We start from the raw sequence: 19526 nt of genomic DNA, 5'->3' as shown, positions 1-19526 counted from the left end.
TTCACCAAGGTTATAAAAATATGGAACGCAATCCCATTTTCCACCAGACTCGGTTGCGCTTGGCAGCTTGGTATACCCTCGTCATGGGCGGTATTTTAGGGCTATCTAGTTTGGGGGTTTATAGTGTGGTTGCCCATGCCTACTATGAAACCATAGACCAGGGATTGCAATCAGTTGCAAATGCACTCCATAAAAGTATTGAACCTGCTTGGCAACAACCCGGACAATTACAACGCCTGAATAAAGAATTTTCTTTAGAATTATGTGTGGGTCAGACAAATTGTTTGCCTAAAAGAACATCTATTAAAAAATCAATCACAGAGGCGGCGAATCCAGTTAATTACTATATCCGCTTATTGGATCGCTCAGGAAAACTTTTTGCTAGTGGAGGCATGGAACTTGACAATTTTCCGATTACCTCAGCATTAGAGCATTGGCAAATATTAACAGATGACTCTGGCACTCGATACCGTGAAATCACTCTACCTTTATATACTCAAAACCAGGTTTCGGGTTATCTACAAGTGGCGCGTAGTATTACTGATTTAGACCAACATCTGGTTTATTTAAGATTAGCTTTGGTGTTGGGATTACCAATTTCCATGATTTTCGTTGGTTTATCTAGTTGGTGGTTGGCAGGAAGGGCAATGCAACCTGTATATCTTTCCTATCAACAAATGCAACAATTTACTGCTGATGCTGCCCATGAGTTTCGCACACCTTTAGCAGCAATGTATTCTACTATTGAAGCTGCTATCAAGTTACAGCAAGAACCAAAATCAAATGGGGGAATTTTAGATGTACTCAAACGCCAAAATCGGCGTTTATCACAATTAGTAGGAGATTTGCTGTTATTAACGAGGATAGATCAAAAACAACTAACAGGAGAGTATCAGTCTTGCTGTTTGAATGATTTAATTAGCGACTTAATTGAGGAATTAGCATTTTTAGCAGTAGAAACTAAAGTAAATCTCTCTAAACAGGTGCAAGTTTCAGAAAAACTGTATGTGATGGGAAATGAAGAACAGCTTTATCGCTTAATTTCCAACTTAATTGCCAATGCAATTCAAGCTACATCTAGCGGTGGAAAAGTCACGGTTTTTTTAGAAAAGAGTGAGCTTTACGCCATGATTAAAGTTGAAGATACAGGAATTGGTATTGCTGTTGAACATCAACAGCGAATTTTCGATCGCTTCTACCGAGTAGATCGCAACCGCTCTCGTACCTCTGGCGGTTCGGGTTTGGGATTAGCGATCGCGATTGCGATCGCCAGAGCGCACAAAGGCAATATTCACGTTCAAAGTCAACCTTCGCTAGGTAGTACATTTACAGTTCGACTTCCTCTTTCAGCGTGATTTCTGGAAATAAATGTTGCTATCTAATACCGTTTCACTTGAAGATTGATACAGATTATTGCAGGGGGAGCAGGAGAGGCAGGGGGAGCAAGAATAGTGATTGTTTATGGTAACTTGCATTATCCAAAAATATAACTATTTTTGGCCCATGTTCGTGGAAGCATTCTTGACTATTCCCTAAAGCCAACCATTCTTTTAATACGAATTCCTGTAATTGTTTTAGTTGCTCATAAAATGTTTCTGAATTTCCTCTTTCAATAAAATAACATACCCGCTTTTTATCAGATAGCCTTAAACCTCCCATCATTCATCAATAACAGTATCAAAACTCGCTCTCTCATTTCAGAGCGTTCGCTCTGTTTTAACAACTGTTGTAGATGTTGTTTTTGTTCTAAGCTTAGAAAGCCAATAGCCGGCATAACAACCTGTACCCGAAGTTATATTCATTTTTATTATATGCAAATTGTAGGCTAAACAGCTTACCTATCTCACCAGTGCGATAGTTCAAAGAGGACAAACAAACGTGCTATTATCTGCCGTTCGCGCTGCCAAGGCTGTTGCAACAACATTTTTCTATTTACAACCTGAAGATAAAGAGGAAATTCCCAACTTTCAACCAGGTCAATTTTTAACCATCAAACTTGATATACCTGGACAGGATAAGCCTGTAATTCGTACTTACTCGCTTTCAGATTATCCGGAAAACTATGAATACTATCGCCTCTCAATTAAGCGGGAACCTGCACCGAACGGATTAGATGTCATGCCCGGTATAGCATCTAATTTTATGCACGATCGCATTCAGGAAGGTTCAGTAATTCCAGCGAAACCACCAAACGGTAAATTTGTTTTAGATGTGCAGAAGTCTATCCCCGCAGTCTTGATTAGCAATGGTGTGGGAATTACGCCGATGATTAGTATGGCGAAAGCTTGTAGTCTTCTCAATCCTACTCGTCCTATTTGGTTTGTACATGGTGCTAGAGACGGAAATTTTCATGCTTTTCGGGATGAAGTGAGGGAAATTTCTCGACAAAATCATAATCTGAATGTGCATTTTCGCTATAGTCGTCCTACATCTGAAGATAGAGGTAAATACCACAGTGTTGGTTATGTTGATGCTGCTCTGATTCAAGAGTTAGTAAGACAAGAAGCTGAGTATTTTCTGTGTGGTTCTCCATCTTTTATGCAGTCCATAATGCAAGGATTAAAGGAATCGGGAGTACCTGACAGTAGAGTATTCTTTGAATCTTTTGGTAAACCCATGAAAACTCAGTCTGAGAAACAAACTGCGATGGCAACTGGAGATGAAAAATTTGCAGAAATTGTCTTTACTAAATCCGGCAAAACTTTGACATGGCAACCTAGTGATGGCACTATCTTAGAATTTGCCGAAGCCAATGATATTAATCCACCTTTTAGTTGTCGTGTAGGTGTTTGCGGTACTTGTATGTGTAAAATCCGCGAAGGTGTAGTTGCTTACCAAGAAGAACCAACTGCAACAACTGATCGGGGTTCGGTGTTGATTTGTATTTCTCAACCTGGAACGGCAAAATTGGTGTTGGATATTTAATAAATTCCTCTGATAATCAAGTAATATCAAACTTAGGATCTATCAGGCTTAATATCGGTAGAAAATTTTATTAGAGGAGATATGAAATTGTGCAAGTTATCTCTGTCAATGTAGGACTTCCCCGTGAAGTGCTTTGGAAGGGCAAAACAGTTACAACTGGGATTTTTAAAGAACCAGTTGAGGGACGAGTGATGATGCGATCGCTAAATTTAGACGGGGATAGACAAGCTGATTTGAGTGTCCACGGAGGCAAAGACAAAGCAGTTTATGCTTATCCATTCGAGCATTACGACTACTGGCGGCGCAAGTTACCTGATATGGATTTTCCCTGGGGAATGTTTGGTGAAAACTTTACCACAGTTGGACTGTTAGAAGATGAGATTAATATAGGCGATCGCTTCCAAATCGGTAGCGCAAAGGTAATGGTGACTCAACCTCGAATGCCTTGTTATAAACTGGGAGTCAAGTTTGGAAGAACTGATATAGTTAAACAGTTTTTAGATAGCCGCTTAACGGGGTTCTACTTTTCGGTGCTGCAAGAGGGTAAAGTCGGAAATGGTGATACTTTGTCGTTAATCAGTCGAGACTCAAATAATGTCACTGTTGCTGACATCACCCGACTTTATGCACGGGAAACACACGACTTAGAACTGTTACACCGCGCTGTACAAGTTGAGGCTTTACCTACAGGTTGGCGAGACTATTTTCAGCAGCAAATCGAGAAATTTAAAAGATGAATTTCATTAATGCTAATGCTTAGAAAATAAAGCTGTAATCCGCTCTCTGTATAAATTTTATAAGTTGTCTTCAAATTTTATTTTTCCACAGTTATGTAGAAGATTAATCTGTCACAGCGATCGCATCTTTCGGAAGCTTACTGCTCCTAAGCGGAGAGCGCCTTGCGGTAAACGATTTTGTCAGCGCCCGCTTGATAGAAGTTGGGTATCCGTTTAACGGTGAAGCTCAACGGCGGCAGACAACCTTGGAAACTTCACCAGAGGCTCATTCCACTACACTGAAGTGTTAGCTTTCTAGTAAACATTAGCCAGACTTGACTTTGTTAAATCCAATCATAACCATCTATCATATAACCGGAAGCTTGGCATAACTTGTAGCTCTGACGGTAAAAGTCTAGCTCTTGCCTTAGAACTGAAAGTGGATTAGGCTCTATCTTGCCTGCAAGAACTTTTTTTAACTCTTCATAGAGATCGAATACTGCAATCATAGCAAGTAAATCACTAGACACAACGGCACGAAATCTCTGGTTACGCATACCAGTTTTTATATATACAGCAGCATCAGGTTTGACCAAGATCCAAGCAAGACAACGATAGTTGTGGTGCGAATCTATTCCTATCCAATGAGATGGTGCTGGCTGTGTAACCCTTCCCTGCTTAAAAAGCTGCTGAATGATAATTTGTTGTTCAAGAGATAGCCAATATGGAAACTGTTTCTTACCATCATGAATAACGAATGTAGCATCAAAAATTTCATCAAGTGGTATATTACCGTGTTCCTGTGCTTCATAAAAAGATTTTTCAATAAACCAAATTTCAACTAAGTAAGTTAATAAGTCAAACCCTCGATATTTAGGTTCTAGATATTTGGAATTAATGCGTAAGATTGGTTTGTTAAAGTAATTAAATAGAGCATTCTTTTGATTGTCCCTCCGAATCTGTTCAGGTGCATTATGGCTAGGACCGTCAAACTCAACGCAGAATTGTGGCTGAAACTCTGAATTAGTGACTAAAAAATCTGTATGAGCTTGAAGTGCAAATCGAAAAGCCTCATTTGACAAACCACTTTTATTTATGGGCAGTACGTCTGCTAAACGTACTTTGGAGAAAACATGAGCACCATGAGGTTCGCAAACAGCCTTTAAGTTTTCGTAGGTGACTTCTTCGTAATGATTAAGGAAACGATTACTCACTTTCTATCAAGAAACAACCTAAATTTTATAGCAACTTTATCTTAAATGCTGACAGAGCATTTGAGTTGATTTGACCCCAACACAGGGACAAAATAATATAGATGACTATCCTACTAAAACTTTCTGAAGAATAGTTAGATTACTAATAAAAGTTAATATGAATTTTTCATGAGTTTATCCTAGATTTTTATTTATCAATTCACCTAGCAAATTTTAATCAAAATATCAGCCCCATCTTTGATAAAAACGTGATACTCAATATAGCAAATTAACTCAACTAAAGTGCAGATATGCAGAGGGTGAGATGATGACAACTCCAACCCAAGAAGAAATCAGATTAGCAGAAGCCCAAAATCACATAGTCCATTGGCGCAGATGGGGGCCTTATTTAAGCGATCGCCAGTGGGGAACAGTACGCGAAGACTACAGCCCCAATGGTACAGCCTGGGACTATTTCACCCACGATCAAGCCCGTTCTCGCGCCTACCGTTGGGGTGAAGATGGAATTTTTGGTATTTCTGATAATCATCAACGGCTTTGTTTTGCGATCGCTCTTTGGAATGGTGAAGATTCTATTCTCAAAGAAAGAATTTTTGGTCTAACTGGTAGTGAAGGTAATCACGGTGAAGATGTTAAGGAATATTACTTTTATTTAGACAGCACTCCCACACATTCATATATGAAAGCGCTGTATAAATATCCTCATGCAGCCTTTCCCTACTCCCAATTAGTTGCAGAAAATCAACGCCGAAATCGTCAAGAATCAGAATTTGAACTCCTAGATACAGGTGTATTTGATGACAATCGCTATTTTGATGTTTTTGTGGAGTATGCCAAGCATTCTGCTGAAGATATTCTCATTCAAATAACAATAGTCAACAGAGGTACAGAAGCTAGGACATTACACCTGTTACCTACCCTCTGGTTTCGCAATACTTGGTGTTGGAATGGAGACGCAGATAAACCTACTTTAAAAGAGATTAAATTAGATCATAGCTTCAATATCATTGAAGCATCTCACCCAAGTTTAGGAAATAGGTGGCTGTATTGTCAGGAAGCAACAGAGGTTCTCTTTACAGACAACGAGACAAATTATCAGCGATTATTTGGTTCTCCCAATACCTCTGCTTATGTGAAAGATGGCATTAATGACTACATCGTAAATGGTCAAAAATCAGCAGTTAATCCTGATAGAATGGGGACAAAAGCATCTGCTAATTATGTTTTAAAAGTTGGAGCAAGTGAAACTAAAACTGTTAAATTGCGGCTCAGTAATGCACCCAATTTAGTTGAGCCATTTGGCAATAAATTTGATTTAATTTTTAGCCTACGACAACAAGAAGCTGAGGAATTTTATCAACGTATTACTCCATATCCTCTGAGTGAAGATATGCGAAATGTGCAGCGACAAGCATTTGCTGGGATGCTGTGGAGTAAGCAATTTTATCACTATATTGTAGAGGATTGGTTGAAAGGCGATCGCAACACACCAACGCCCCCAACAGAAAGGCAAAATGGTAGAAATCAAGAGTGGTTCCATCTCTACAATGAAGATATTCTCTCTATGCCTGATAAGTGGGAATATCCCTGGTTTGCGGCTTGGGATTTAGCATTTCATACTATTCCTTTGGCAATGATTGACCCAGATTTTGCTAAGTACCAATTGGATGTTCTCACACGGGAATGGTATATGCATCCAAATGGGCAAATCCCTGCTTATGAGTGGGCATTTGGTGATGTTAATCCCCCTGTTCATGCTTGGGCAACTTGGCGCATTTATAAGATTGAACAGAAGATTTACGGGCGAACAGACCGACAGTTTTTAGAACGGGTTTTTCAAAAGCTGATGCTCAATTTTACCTGGTGGGTGAATCGTAAGGATGCTGAAGGTAATAATGTCTTTCAAGGAGGATTTTTAGGATTAGATAATATTGGCGTATTTGACCGCAGTGCAGCCCTTCCTACAGGTGGACATATTGACCAATCTGACGGTACTAGTTGGATGGGTATGTACTGTTTAAATATGTTAGCGATCGCTCTAGAATTAGCCAAGACTAATCCTGTTTATGAAGACATTGCCACAAAATTCTTTGAGCATTTTCTCTACATAGCCGATGCGATGAATAAAATTGGCGAAATGGAAGCCAGTTTGTGGAATGAATCAGATGGATTTTACTACGATGTTCTACATTTACATGAACAGCAGATTACCTTAAAAGTCCGGTCAATGGTGGGATTAATCCCCCTATTTGCTATTGAAAGCATTGAACCAGAAACCTTAAAGATGCTTCCTGGCTTTAAGAAACGGCTGGAATGGTTTATCCAAAACCGTCCTGACTTACGGCAAAATGTAGCTTGTATGGAAACAAAAGGAATTGGTGCTAGAAGATTATTAGCAATTGTTTCACGGGATAAACTAAGAAGTATTCTGCAAAAAATGCTCGATGAAAGTGAGTTTTTTAGTCCTTACGGTATTCGCGCAGTTTCCAGATTTCATGCCGAACATCCCTATACTTTTGATGTCAAGGGTTCACAATTTCGTGTAGATTATGAACCTGCTGAATCTAGCAGTGGTTTATTTGGTGGTAATTCTAACTGGCGCGGCCCTATTTGGTTTCCGGTGAATTTCTTACTAATTGAATCTCTGCAAAAATTCTATTATTACCTGGGCGATGATTTCAAGGTGGAATGTCCTACCGGTTCTGGTAAAATGATGACGCTTTGGGAAGTTGCATCAGAATTATCTCAAAGGTTAACTAGAATTTTCTTGCAAAATGCCTCTAGTCAACGTCCTGTTTATGGTGGAATACAGAAGTTTCAAAATGACCCACATTGGCAGAATTTAATTTTATTCCATGAGTATTTTCATGGTGATAATGGAGCCGGAATTGGCGCTAGTCATCAAACTGGATGGACAGGATTAGTTGCTCAACTTATTCAGCAATTTGGTGAATATGAAGCACAACATCAGGAACCAAAAATTGAGCAGGATAAAAAGGCGATCGATATAGCATAAATCCCATCAAATCAATGATTTTATAACACTACAGCACGATACGGTTCATACTATCAGAATTATATAGTGCATCATCCGAGCGATCGCTATGTAGTGGTGAATGACTTGCCGAAACTGGCTAAACTTCAAGCAATGATTTGGAATGGGTGGTTTATTTACGCTGTGCTGTAATAGCTTTCGCTAATGATAGGAATATTTCGTAGAATACTCACTATTTCAATTGGGTCTAACCGCTTAGTAGTTCGTATAATAAAGGCTTGAAACTGAAGCGATCGCGCTGTTCAATTAAAATAATCGGATGGGAATAATAATGCTTGCTTAAGTGTAAAGCTGTAAACATTCCAGCAAAGCCACCACCCAGGATGACTGTGGGATGAGACGCTTGCTGTATACATGTCTAAGTTGCTGCTTTGTGAACTGTTATCAGTATCTCGGCAGGTAGCAACTTGGGTTATTAGTATGTCAGATTGAATCTGCTCTAAGTAGTTTCATCATGTCTTTACCTAATCTTTAATTTACCAATCAGTAATTCTATGTAAGATGTATTGAGTAAGATGCAATTTCATATTGTTGAGATACTACATATAAAAATAATTAGCTAATTTAAAACTAAAAAATTCGTTATAAATGTCTATTTTAAATGGATATAATTTGAATTTTTATATTAAAAAACTGTTCTTTTAACACCATGTTTTACAGCTACCATGATGAGTTTAGATATTAAGAGTAGTCAAAAAAATTGGAGCGCAGTATAACATGAAGAATGCTTGGAGGCGTTGGATTACAACCGTTAATCTAGCTGCAATTGCACTAATGCCGACGCTGATATTTTTAGCATTCTCTCATCGGGCAACAGCAGACGATCCCGGAGCGTGTTACATGATAACTTCCTCTGGTAAAACCGTTGGATTGGGAAGGATTTGTGGTAATATCATAGCCGCACCTTCAGACAATAAAGTTTTTCGAGTCTCAATCAAACGCCGTTTTGGCGGAACTCCTGTGATTGATGTCACCTTCAACGACAAAAAAACCTTTGAAATGATTGTAGATACGGGTGCTAGTGGAACCATTATCACTCAAGATATGGCGAATACACTGAAATTACAGGCTACAGGTACAATGCAAGCCCAAATTGCTGATGGTAGTGAAGTAAAATTCTCAACCAGTAAGGTAAAATCTATGGCAGTAGGTGGAGTTACAGCCAATAATCTTCAGGTAGCGATCGCACCAAAAGCAAGCATCGGGCTACTAGGTCACGATTTCTTTGGCAACTATGATATTAAAATTCTAGAAACAGAAGTTGAATTTCATCACCGCTAATGCTTGCAGCTTATAACTTCTTGAGGTTTTTATATGGAAATATCAAAAGGAATCTGAGCCAAGGTACTCAGCACTCCTGAAGCAGTATAAGAGCGTTATAGAATAGAAATAAACCTGACATACATTACGCTGATTCAGCAGAATTGCCCATGACCACTTCTAAACGCCAATATCACATTACTACTTTCGGTTGTCAGATGAATAAAGCTGACTCAGAGCGCATGGCTGGCGTTTTGGAAGACATGGGCTTTGAGTGGTGTGAAGATCCGAATCATGCAGATGTGATTCTCTACAATACCTGCACCATTCGGGATAATGCTGAACAAAAGGTATATTCCTACCTTGGCAGACAAGCAAAGCGTAAACATAAGCAGCCTGATTTAACCCTTATCGTTGCTGGTTGTGTTGCCCAGCAAGAAGGAGAAGCGCTGTTGCGGCGAGTCCCAGAATTAGATTTGGTAATGGGGCCACAACACGCCAACCGTCTGAAAGATTTGCTGGAGTCAGTATTTGAAGGCAACCAAGTTGTCGCAACCGAAGCAGTTCACATTATTGAAGATATCACCCAGCCGCGACGAGATAGTACAGTGACCGCTTGGGTGAATGTGATTTACGGCTGTAATGAACGCTGTACCTATTGCGTGGTTCCCAATGTGCGCGGTGTCGAACAATCTCGCACGCCGTCAGCTATCCGGGCTGAAATGGAAGAATTAGGACGGCAAGGTTACAAAGAAATTACTCTACTCGGTCAAAATATTGATGCTTACGGCAGAGATTTACCTGGAGTGACACCAGAAGGTAGGCATCTGCACAATTTTACAGATTTGCTTTATTACGTGCATGATGTGCCGGGGATTGAAAGATTAAGATTTGCTACTAGCCACCCTCGTTATTTTACCGAGAGATTAATTCAAGCTTGTGCTGAGTTACCCAAAGTGTGCGAACACTTCCACATTCCCTTTCAATCTGGGGATAATGAACTTTTAAAGGCGATGGCGCGTGGTTATACCCATGAGAAATATCGCCGAATTATCGATACCATTCGGCGGTATATGCCAGATGCCTCCATTAGTGCCGATGTGATTGTCGGTTTTCCTGGGGAGACAGAAGCACAGTTTGAAAATACCCTGAAACTGGTGGAAGATATTGGCTTTGATATGTTGAATACAGCAGCATATTCGCCGCGTCCAGGGACACCAGCCGCTTTGTGGGACAATCAACTGAGTGAAGAAATTAAAAGCGATCGCCTGCAACGGCTCAATCATCTGGGAAACTTGAAAGTAGCAGAGCGATCGCAACGTTACTTTGGACGCATTGAAGAAGTTTTAGTAGAAGACCAAAATCCTAAAGATCAAACCCAGGTGATGGGACGCACTGGCGGTAATCGTTTGACCTTTTTTAGCGGTAACATCAAAGAACTCAAAGGGCAGTTGGTGAAGGTAAAAATTACCGAAGTTCGTCCTTTTAGTTTGACGGGTGAACCAGTTGAAGTGAGGCAAACTGTTTTGCAGTAAGAAGCATTTGAGGATTATACCCCTGACTTATGATGAAATTACCGCAAACGATTCCAGTTCTTCTTTTTGGGGCTAGCTTGGCTGTAATTTCCCCTCAAATTTGTGCTGCTTTCACGGTTCAAGAAATAGCTATTCTTGCTCAAGCATCAAGGGATTTGCCAATGGTCAAATCGGCTGGACTGTCCCCCGAAATGGATGTACCTTGGTCGAAAGCCGTAAAAATTGTTGACCCTTTTGAAGGGGAGTTTGTTGGAGTTTTCGACCGCAATTCATTAGGTGGCTATTTATTCCGTGAGGGTTCAACGCAAGTTATTAGTTTGTGGACACCTTCGAGTATTCGAGTACTCGTAACTGTAAATTCGGGTCAAGCAAGGTCTTCTTTCTACACCGCAGGTCGTGTGTATCCCAGACCTGACTATCTTAGATTTGTCACGACCAAAAAAGTAGATAAGCTTTTACTCAAGGTCAGAGAAAAAGTTTTTAAATTAGATGGTTCAAATGGCACATTTGCTGTCAGTCAAGAATTAGCCACTGCTTTGAAAAATGCTCCAGATGAGAATTTAGATATCAGACTAGTCTTGGAAGGAGGTCAAACTGTTGATAGCGAAATTGGTAAAGGGACGGTGAAAGCTTGGCGAAGCATTTATTAAGCGATCGCATTTTTAAGTCAAGTATTTTCTATGTTTAATACAGAAAAAACCTCTCCGTTCTCATCAAAAGTTGACTGATCAAAATTATTTATAGATTTAATAAGAACGAACATTGTTAGAAGTAACCTTGATTAATTCTTCAACATTGTTGGAGATTGTATTGCAAATAGTATTTAAAGGTAAATCATTAGGATCAAACCCAAAAGGTTCTTCGATTTCTGAGCCAATTTGTTCAATACTTAATAATGTAAAACTTACAAAAGCCATTACTATACCAGTCCACCAATTTAAAAAGCTCACAATTTCCAAAGGTAATATAATACAAAAAATTAATAACAGTTGTCTGAGTTTAATAGTATATATCAAAGGCAGCGGCGTTTTTAAAATGCGTTCGCAACCACCTAAAATATCGACTAAATCATCTACACAATTATGCAGAGTAGTTAATTGATAGACATTTAGACAATTTCGGTCGTGCTGATACTGCAAGTAATCTCCTATCCAATAAGCAATTTGTAGTGGAGGATGATCGCTATCTTGGAGGTGTAAATATTGTTTTTCAGACATCAATGATGCCAACTGAGTGTCTAAAGGCACCGATCTTAGATGTAACTTCATTGCAACTGCAAAAGCAGTTACTAACCGAAGCATTGCTTCCTTTTCTAATTTATCTTCTGGTGTCTTCTCTTTAACTATTATTGCAATTCCACGAGTTAAATTACGCGATGTATTAACTAAAGCTCCCCATAATTGACGACCTTCCCAAAATCTATCATGGGCTGTATTAGTCCGAAAGACTAATAGTAATGTAAAGCCAATATTAAAGCTTAAAACAGCATTGGTAAGAATATTGCTGGAATCTGAAAAGGCTATTGGTAATCCTAAATGAGCTAAAAATGATATGAAAGTACCATATATAGTACAAAAAATTACCCAAGGAAGAATGATAGAGATAATTGACCTTTCAAGCCTAAGAGTTACTTGAAGCCAGTTCAGCTTTTCGCCTTTGTAAAGATGATACTTCTCTCTTAAAGAGTTTTTAGAATTATTTTGAAAATAGTTAGATTGTTTCATATTGGTAAGATTTCAGGATTACATCAATTAGCAAACTAACTGTTTTAGCTAAATATATCTTGCTTAAGCAAGATATATGCAAAACGGAGGTTTCCAAATAGTCACCGTAGTGAAACTATAATAAACACAAATTATATTTGTAACATTGAAATTTATTTCTGTGAACCATCTTTAGGTAGGGAAATTCAATAGACATCTCCGAAAACTGCCTAAGTATCTCTGTGACTAGCTTATAACGTGTGATCGCCAGTTTCTGAATCCAGCTAGTTTCGACGATAGAATAGAGGTTTGAGATGTTTGTTGTTAATAATCAGACAAAAAACGTGGTTATGTGCATTCATTTTAAACTCATGCGATCGCGTATTTTTCTACTGGTAATACAAGTGCCCCAATTCGTAATCTTACTACTCCACAAATTGTCAAAATTACTTGTTCATACTTTTTAGGATTTAAGCGAAATCTTTCTTGAACAACTCGAAATATTTTTACAGAACGAATTCGATGCTCAACAAATACTCGCTTGCATGAAAACTCCTTATTTTCTTTTTTCTGGTCAATTGTTAACTTTCCATTTCTTGGTGTTTTAATCGGTGTGTCAATTAAATCTTCTCCAAGATATCCTAAATCTCCCTTAAATTTTTGTTTGGGGTCAAAGTTATCGCGGTTTTCTCGAAACAAAGTTATATCACTTTTTGGCCCAGGTTTGCCAGCTATAACATCAACAATATCCTTGGCATCTGGCAAGATAATTATCTGACTTTTAAATGTATGTTTACATGCCTTGCCAGAGTAATATTTCTCTTGTTCTTTATTATCCCCAGGTCTTTCCCTCACTTGTTCATAGCTATCTACAATTAATTCATAATCTGTAAGTATTTCTTTAACTACCATTAAGTCAGATTCGTTTTTTTTTACTTGTTCAATTAAACTGGATGGTAGCAATTCTCTAAGTATTGGCAACCAATAGTTAAATGTATCATTTGCGGTGGACTCACTCACCCCAAACTGGATACCAAGAAGCTCAAATGTAGTCAGATGCCTGAGATAAACCAACGTTAAAATTATTTGTTCTTTCAGCGATAGTTTTGGTTTACGACCTCCACCACCAGCAATAATTCTAACTTTTTTGGATTCTAATAACTCTTGTTTCTCATGATGTAATCGCTCCGCATTTTGAATTAATTGCTGTAACTGTTCATACTCCAGACCAATTAACCGCTTTGTTTTTTTAGGATTTTGTTCAATATGATTCAGTATGTCGCTCATGTTTCTGTGTCAAAAAAGCTATTTGATGTTCTTTTACCACAGAATGTTACTATTTTGGAGATGTCTATTACCTAGACACAGAAGAATATGAAGAATATACAAAGCTAGGTAATCGTATGTACATTTATCGACAAATAATGTGAAGAGTATGTAAAGATGCCTATCTAAATCATAGACATCTAAGTAGGATCTTGACTATGTAGTTATTTTGAGGCTAATTCAAATGTTCTATATTTTTAAGCTAGTAGGACTTAAGCGCTGGCAAAAAACCAAATATGAAGGATGATTTTTAGGCACTCACTTGTCAGATTTTTTGATATTTGTTCAGTAATTTATACAGAGCAAAGATGATTAAAAAAACCTGAAATGCTGGATTTTTCTAAACGCACACACTGATGAATTTGTACAGTTCTTAAGACTTAGATAGTTTGAGATAGTTAGCTAAGTGCGACTTAAAAGCCTTGGAATAAGGTGAATCTTCGAGAAAGGTTACTGTTTTTCAAAGGTGACATATAAAGTATGTCGAAAACGTCAAATTTCAGTGAGTTTTTGTCCTTTAAAACAGCATTAACTCAGGGTTGAGAACTTAAAAGAACTTAAAAGTACTGAAAAAATCGATTCAGGTAGGTAAAAGTTATGACAGATATCATTGGAACCAATGGTAATGATACGCTAGTGGGTAGTAATGATCCGGACACGATTAAGGGTCTTGCAGGCAACGATACCATCATAGGCAACAAGTACGACGACACCCTGACTGGTGGAGACGGCCAGGATAAATTTGTTTACAACTTTGGTGACGACAATGATATCATCATGGCATTGGTAATAGCAATGACTACCTCACAGGTGGCGGTGGCAAGGATAAATTTGTTTACAACTTAGACTACAGCCCTAGTACTATCATTGATTTTGCTGGAGTAGCTAAAGGAACAAATCCTACATCAGCAGTCATTGCCGAAGTGGACACCCTAATATTCCAAGGTGCAGGCTTAACTGCCAAAAATCTGCTGTTGACCCAAAATGCCAACAATCTAGAAATCACCTTTTCTAGCGTGTTTGGTGGTCGCAAACTCATTCTGCAAAACTTTGCCCTGGAAAACCTGGATAACCTAAGCTTATCTACAGGAGCCACTGTAGACTTGGGCAATATCCTATTTGATGGGCAAACTAGCATCACCGACAGCTTTGATGTCTTCAATGCCGACTCCACCCAAAGCACTATCTTCAATAAGAATACAGTCACCTTTCTTAACGACCTCGACAACAATGTTAGCGGCTTTGATAACTCAGATGATGTCATCAATGGTCAGGGGGGTGATGACGAAATCAACGGCTTATTGTTGCGTGGTGGTGTGGGCAATAATACCCTCAACGGTGATACTGGTGAAGATACCTTGGATGCTGACTTTTCACTAGGCAATAATCTGCTCTCTGGCGGTGATGGCAATGATTCTCTTAGCGCCTCTGGTTACCAGTACTACTACAGCTACAGCCAACAAGACGACGACCTTCGTTCACAGGGTAATAATACCCTTAATGGTGGTGCAGGTAATGATACTTTGAATGCTAGGGGTTCAAAAGGCGATAACCTCTTCTCTGGTGGCGATGGCAATGATTCTCTAGATATCTCTGGTTTTAAATCATCAGCGAGTATCTACTACAACTACTTCTCCGATTCTCGCTCAGAGGGCAATAACACCCTCAACGGTGGCGCTGGTGATGATACTTTGAGTGCTAGTGGTTCATCAGGCGATAACCTGCTTTCTGGGGGCGATGGCAATGATTCTCTAGATATCTCTGGCTTTTTTAACGCAGTTACTGATACAAGTAGTGACTCTCTCACCTTAGGCAATAACCTACTCTCTGGAGGCGATGGCAATGATTCCTTCTATGTAAGCAGTAGCCAAAGCCCACCAAACTATGTAAGCACCCCATCCCCCTATCCTCCTGCTGCCTCTGACTTTGTGACTCAAACGGTAGATGGGGGTAAGGATGACGATTTCTTGTTCGTTAATTACAAGAATGCTGAAAAGGGGATCGCTTCAACATTCAATACCACTACAAACAAGGGAGAAATTACAGCGGGCACGAGTCGAGTTAGCTACAAGAATATCGAACGATTAAGTATCTTTGGTACATATCATGACGATAACATTGTGGGGAACAATGGGAACGATACGCTCTCCACAGGTACTAATGGTAAAGATACGATAGATGGAGGGACAGGTGACGATGTGTTGTCCGTCGATTACAGATATGGTAGCAAGGGAATCACAACGACTTTTAATGCCACTACAAACAAGGGAGAAATTACGGAGGGCACGAGTCGAGTTAGCTACAAGAATATCGAACGACTAAATATCTCAGGTACAGATTACGATGACTTTATTGTGGGGAATGATGGCAACGATACGCTCTCAACTGGATATAGTGGCAATGATACGATAGATGGGGGTAAGGGTGATGATGTGTTGTTCGTCAATTACGGTTACGGATATTATCCTATAGACGGGATCGCTTCGACTTTTGATGCCACCACTAACACTGGATCGATTACGGGATCGATTTCGGGGGACACGTATGGCGTTAGCTATAAGAATATCGAACGATTAAATATCTCAGGTACAAATTACGATGACTTAATTGTGGGGAGCAATGGCAACGATACGCTCTATGGGGACTCTGGCAATGATAGCCTTTATGGAGGTAATGGTAATGATACCTTTGCTTTCAAATATATTGACAATGTTTTTGATACTATTTATGACTTCAACGCGACTGATGAACTCATTCAATTGCCGAGTTATTCTAGTTCTGATGTAGGCTTATCAATAGGTTCACTTAAGCCAAGTCAGTTTACCCTTGGAACATCTGCAACCACAAGCGATCAACGATTTATCTATGACAATATTACAGGTGTACTGTATTTTGACCGAGATGGTAGTGGTGGTGCATATACTCAGGTAAAATTTGCACAATTTTTGGGTGGTGTGACACTAACTGAAAAGAACTTTGTGATTGTTTAATCGGCGTTGCTGAATCAAGGAATGATTCTTGTAGGGTGGGCGACACGAGAGTCCCGAAATACAAGGGACGGGCAAGATGCCCATCCCACAAAACTAGCAAAATCATCCCGCAAATATGCAACGCCGTTTAATCTTCATTAGCGCTCTACGATCGCTCTAGGCATGGAATGGGAGGTACTTAAAACAGCATCTCCCATTCGATTGTTCAATGCAATTAGTGCTAACAGAGAGTATGTGTTGGGTTTTATTCCTTAACTTTTGGCATGGGTGCGGATAGTTTGCAAGTTTTCTTGGCTCAATAGATTCATGTCTGCGTTGAAAATTTTTATAACCTATAGCGATTCTTGCACGGTTATATATTGGCAGGCGATCGCTCTCTTTAAGGACACCATGCTCATTACCACTATATTGTTTTCTGACTATTTCTATTTCTTCAGAATACCTTTTATCTAAAACGCTATCATCAAATATTATGTAACCATTGTCATCAGACTCAACTACCTCTTTTACGTTATCCCATAATAAACGAGGTGTTAACTTTTCGGTTTTCAAATAATAGTTAATTGCATCATGGCTAATACTCTCTAAATGCTCTGCCAAATTGGTAATTGTATAATTAATTTGACTACTTAATAAATATTGGCAGTAACTAAGCTTAGTAAATCTCATTACCGTTAGCAAAATTTATCTAATACAACCTCTGCCTATTTTCTCATGAATATTTCATGCTTTGCTTCCACGAGATAGACTTCTATTACGAAGACAAGGCTTTCAAAATCAGATTTAATTTAGGACTTACGCAAAAACCCTCTCAAACTCTCATTCCTCCGTGAACTCTGCGCCCTCTGTGGTTCGTTTTCCGTTACCCGTGCGTAAGTCCTATTAATTAATACTCATGTACTATCAACTGGCAATCGCATTGTGCCAGTTGCGTAAGTCCTGTAAATATGAAGGATGAATTTTAGGCATTGAAGCTGAATTTTTTGGTACTTAAAAGAGTAATTTTTACTCAAATACGATTTTGATACAGGTGCATTGTCTTTTGACCAGGACGGCAGTTCATCTGCGTTTACTCAGGTAAAATTTGCACAACTATCTGCTGGACTGTCACTAACTGAAAAGAATTTTGTGCTTGTTTAATCGTAATTAGATTCTCTAATCGTTAAACGACACGGGTTGCGAGGTGCTTTTGTAAGCACCTTGCATTCGATTGCTCAATGCAATTACTCTTAACAAAGAGTAGATGTTGGGTTTTGTTTCTCAACTTTCGATATGAGTCTGGATGGTTTGCAGGTGTTATGTCATGTTCGCTTAATTACTTATAAACCCAAAGAACCCCACCCCGCCAAAGCTATGCTTTGTCTCCCCTCCCCGCTTGCGGGGAGGGGATTAAGGGGTGGGGTGCAATGACTGTGGAAATCATAACTAAATTATACGAACATGATATTATTGGCTAAATTTGATTATGTCTGCGTTTTTAATTTTAATGGCATATAGTGAATACCATCATGGGTAGGCTAGCAAAAACCGCAGGTATAGCAACTCATTAGCCTTAAAGTAGTAACAATAACTTTTTGTAGAATTGCGATCGCGAGACGATGAATGCTCTAATCAATTTACTGCTTTTTTTGCTGCCAATTCTGAGTAGCTTTTGGATTGCCCAAACTTTCAACCCTTTATCTTCTTATCAGCCTCTCCAAGCTGTAGACGGGGCAGCTTTATATAAAAAACAATTAACGAATGGTAATGAAGCATATTTACAAGTTATCGATCTGGGCAAAATGCACATAGACCAAATTATCGGAGAGGTAGATAATATGGGTCTAAATGAAGGAAAATATTATCACGGAGAAGGTAAATATTACAGCCCTTTCTTCCAAAATAAGTTGTTTTCTGATGTTGCAGACGAATATCAAAAACTTTACGCAAACAACGTTTTTTCGCTGATTAATTGTTCTTTTTTTGAACAATACCAATCTAGTACTCAATTATCCTTTCCAATTAAACTTAATGGTGTAGTCATCACTGGTGGCACTAGCCCTTATGGCCCAATTAAGAAACCAAAAGATAAATATTATAATAATATTCGCCTCAAGACTTTAGTCTGGGATAATAAGCAGGCATATATTACCGATTACAACCAAGCTAGCGGTGCGCCTCTGAACCAAAAAGCCGTGAAGAATGCGATTGTTACTTACCGATATAGCGATCACCCGGCGAAAGTATTAGCCCAAAACCAAGCGAATAAATATCAAGTCATCGGTACTCTAAATAAGGATGGTGTTAAAGGTGACGAGTTATTGTTGATTATGACGGTGAACCAAGCAACTCTGGATGAGGGAGCCGATTTATTACGTAAATTAGGAGTCAAAGGCGATATTATTACCGTTGACGGCGGCAGATCGACTTATTTGTTCAATTCTCAGAAGGGAAACATTATTGTTCCCCAACTGTCTAATCTGCAAGAAAATCCTACTTTCCGAGATTTACCTCATTATCTAGGATTCCGTAAAAAAAGCAAAAATCAGATTGCGCCAAAAATCTCGATCGCTCAACCAGTTGGTAAAGTACTTCCAAAGAAAGATCAACCTTATTTAATATTGTGGCGAGATAATTTTGATGGCGATGTCTCGATTAAGTTGTACGATGGGAACAAACTTATCCAAAACATTTCTTCCCGTACTGCTAGCGATGGAGTTTATGAGTGGAAACCACGTATTTCCGTAAAAGAAGGCTATTTTATTCGTATTTCTAGCTGGAAAGACCGGAATATTTTCGGGCAGTTGCAATTATAGCAGAATG

General features: G+C 39.0%; 14 protein-coding genes and 2 pseudogenes. 10 read left to right on the top strand and 6 right to left on the bottom strand.

Features of this window, described 5'->3' with window-relative positions; translation table 11 throughout:
• The first annotated feature begins 20 nt into the window (after positions 1–20).
• Positions 21–1355, top strand: a complete 1335-nt coding sequence (gene rppB, locus ACM0OX_RS05935; RefSeq protein WP_414513857.1) for a two-component system sensor histidine kinase RppB — start codon at positions 21–23, stop codon at positions 1353–1355.
• Between the two features lie 100 nt (positions 1356–1455).
• Here the strand turns inward: rppB and ACM0OX_RS05930 are convergent.
• Positions 1456–1662: pseudogene (locus ACM0OX_RS05930) on the bottom strand (transposase); the annotation flags it as partial.
• 216 nt (positions 1663–1878) lie between these two features.
• Between ACM0OX_RS05930 and ACM0OX_RS05925 the strand changes: the two are divergent.
• Together ACM0OX_RS05925 and ACM0OX_RS05920 are read left to right on the top strand one after the other, a co-directional pair.
• Positions 1879–2925, top strand: a complete 1047-nt coding sequence (locus ACM0OX_RS05925; RefSeq protein ID WP_414513855.1) for a 2Fe-2S iron-sulfur cluster-binding protein — start codon at positions 1879–1881, stop codon at positions 2923–2925.
• 89 nt (positions 2926–3014) lie between these two features.
• Complete coding sequence (locus tag ACM0OX_RS05920; protein WP_414513853.1) at positions 3015–3662, top strand: MOSC domain-containing protein; 648 nt, start codon at positions 3015–3017, stop codon at positions 3660–3662.
• A gap of 323 nt (positions 3663–3985) precedes the next feature.
• Here the strand turns inward: ACM0OX_RS05920 and ACM0OX_RS05915 are convergent, their stop codons facing one another.
• Positions 3986–4855 (bottom strand): DUF2726 domain-containing protein, encoded by an 870-nt coding sequence (locus tag ACM0OX_RS05915; RefSeq protein ID WP_414513851.1) that lies wholly within the window; start codon positions 4853–4855, stop codon positions 3986–3988.
• A 307-nt stretch (positions 4856–5162) separates the two neighbouring features.
• On the opposite strand from ACM0OX_RS05915, the gene ACM0OX_RS05910 reads away from it, so the two are divergent.
• Positions 5163–7871: an MGH1-like glycoside hydrolase domain-containing protein gene (locus ACM0OX_RS05910; RefSeq protein ID WP_414513957.1), complete on the top strand. Its 2709-nt coding sequence runs from the start codon at positions 5163–5165 to the stop codon at positions 7869–7871.
• A 229-nt stretch (positions 7872–8100) separates the two neighbouring features.
• Here the strand turns inward: ACM0OX_RS05910 and ACM0OX_RS05905 are convergent.
• A pseudogene (locus ACM0OX_RS05905) lies at positions 8101–8262 on the bottom strand (NAD(P)-binding protein); the annotation flags it as partial.
• Between the two features lie 365 nt (positions 8263–8627).
• Here ACM0OX_RS05905 and ACM0OX_RS05900 point away from each other — a divergent pair.
• The 3 genes from ACM0OX_RS05900 to ACM0OX_RS05890 all read left to right on the top strand — a co-directional run bounded on the left by ACM0OX_RS05900 (position 8628) and on the right by ACM0OX_RS05890 (position 11355).
• Complete coding sequence (locus ACM0OX_RS05900; RefSeq protein WP_414513850.1) at positions 8628–9191, top strand: TIGR02281 family clan AA aspartic protease; 564 nt, start codon at positions 8628–8630, stop codon at positions 9189–9191.
• Positions 9192–9340: 149 nt separating this feature from the next.
• Complete coding sequence (miaB, locus tag ACM0OX_RS05895) at positions 9341–10705, top strand: tRNA (N6-isopentenyl adenosine(37)-C2)-methylthiotransferase MiaB (RefSeq protein ID WP_414513847.1); 1365 nt, start codon at positions 9341–9343, stop codon at positions 10703–10705.
• Between the two features lie 29 nt (positions 10706–10734).
• A complete protein-coding gene (locus ACM0OX_RS05890; RefSeq protein WP_414513845.1) occupies positions 10735–11355 on the top strand; it encodes a hypothetical protein in 621 nt (206 codons plus the stop codon).
• A gap of 96 nt (positions 11356–11451) precedes the next feature.
• Here ACM0OX_RS05890 and ACM0OX_RS05885 read toward each other — a convergent pair whose 3' ends face one another.
• Entirely contained in the window at positions 11452–12429 is a 978-nt protein-coding gene (locus tag ACM0OX_RS05885; RefSeq protein WP_414513843.1) for a bestrophin family protein, read from the bottom strand.
• 348 nt (positions 12430–12777) lie between these two features.
• Positions 12778–13695 carry a transposase family protein gene (locus tag ACM0OX_RS05880; RefSeq protein ID WP_414513842.1) on the bottom strand — a complete coding sequence of 306 codons (918 nt, stop codon included), beginning with the start codon at positions 13693–13695 and terminating at the stop codon, positions 12778–12780.
• A gap of 636 nt (positions 13696–14331) precedes the next feature.
• On the opposite strand from ACM0OX_RS05880, the gene ACM0OX_RS05875 reads away from it, so the two are divergent.
• Together ACM0OX_RS05875 and ACM0OX_RS05870 are read left to right on the top strand one after the other, a co-directional pair.
• Positions 14332–14580 (top strand): hypothetical protein, encoded by a 249-nt coding sequence (locus ACM0OX_RS05875; protein WP_414513840.1) that lies wholly within the window; start codon positions 14332–14334, stop codon positions 14578–14580.
• Between the two features lie 77 nt (positions 14581–14657).
• Positions 14658–16724 (top strand): calcium-binding protein, encoded by a 2067-nt coding sequence (locus ACM0OX_RS05870; protein ID WP_414513838.1) that lies wholly within the window; start codon positions 14658–14660, stop codon positions 16722–16724.
• Positions 16725–16880: 156 nt separating this feature from the next.
• Here the strand turns inward: ACM0OX_RS05870 and ACM0OX_RS05865 are convergent, their stop codons facing one another.
• A complete protein-coding gene (locus ACM0OX_RS05865) occupies positions 16881–17324 on the bottom strand; it encodes a hypothetical protein (protein ID WP_414513836.1) in 444 nt (147 codons plus the stop codon).
• 998 nt (positions 17325–18322) lie between these two features.
• Between ACM0OX_RS05865 and ACM0OX_RS05860 the strand changes: the two genes are divergently transcribed.
• Complete coding sequence (locus ACM0OX_RS05860) at positions 18323–19519, top strand: hypothetical protein (RefSeq protein WP_414513835.1); 1197 nt, start codon at positions 18323–18325, stop codon at positions 19517–19519.
• Positions 19520–19526: the final 7 nt, after the last annotated feature.

Origin of the sequence: Nostoc sp. PCC 9305 (genome assembly GCF_963920915.1) — a bacterium.
Lineage (GTDB): Bacteria > Cyanobacteriota > Cyanobacteriia > Cyanobacteriales > Nostocaceae > Nostoc.
Note: the sequence above shows the minus strand (reverse complement) of the source record. Positions and strands in the feature narration are given on the sequence as shown.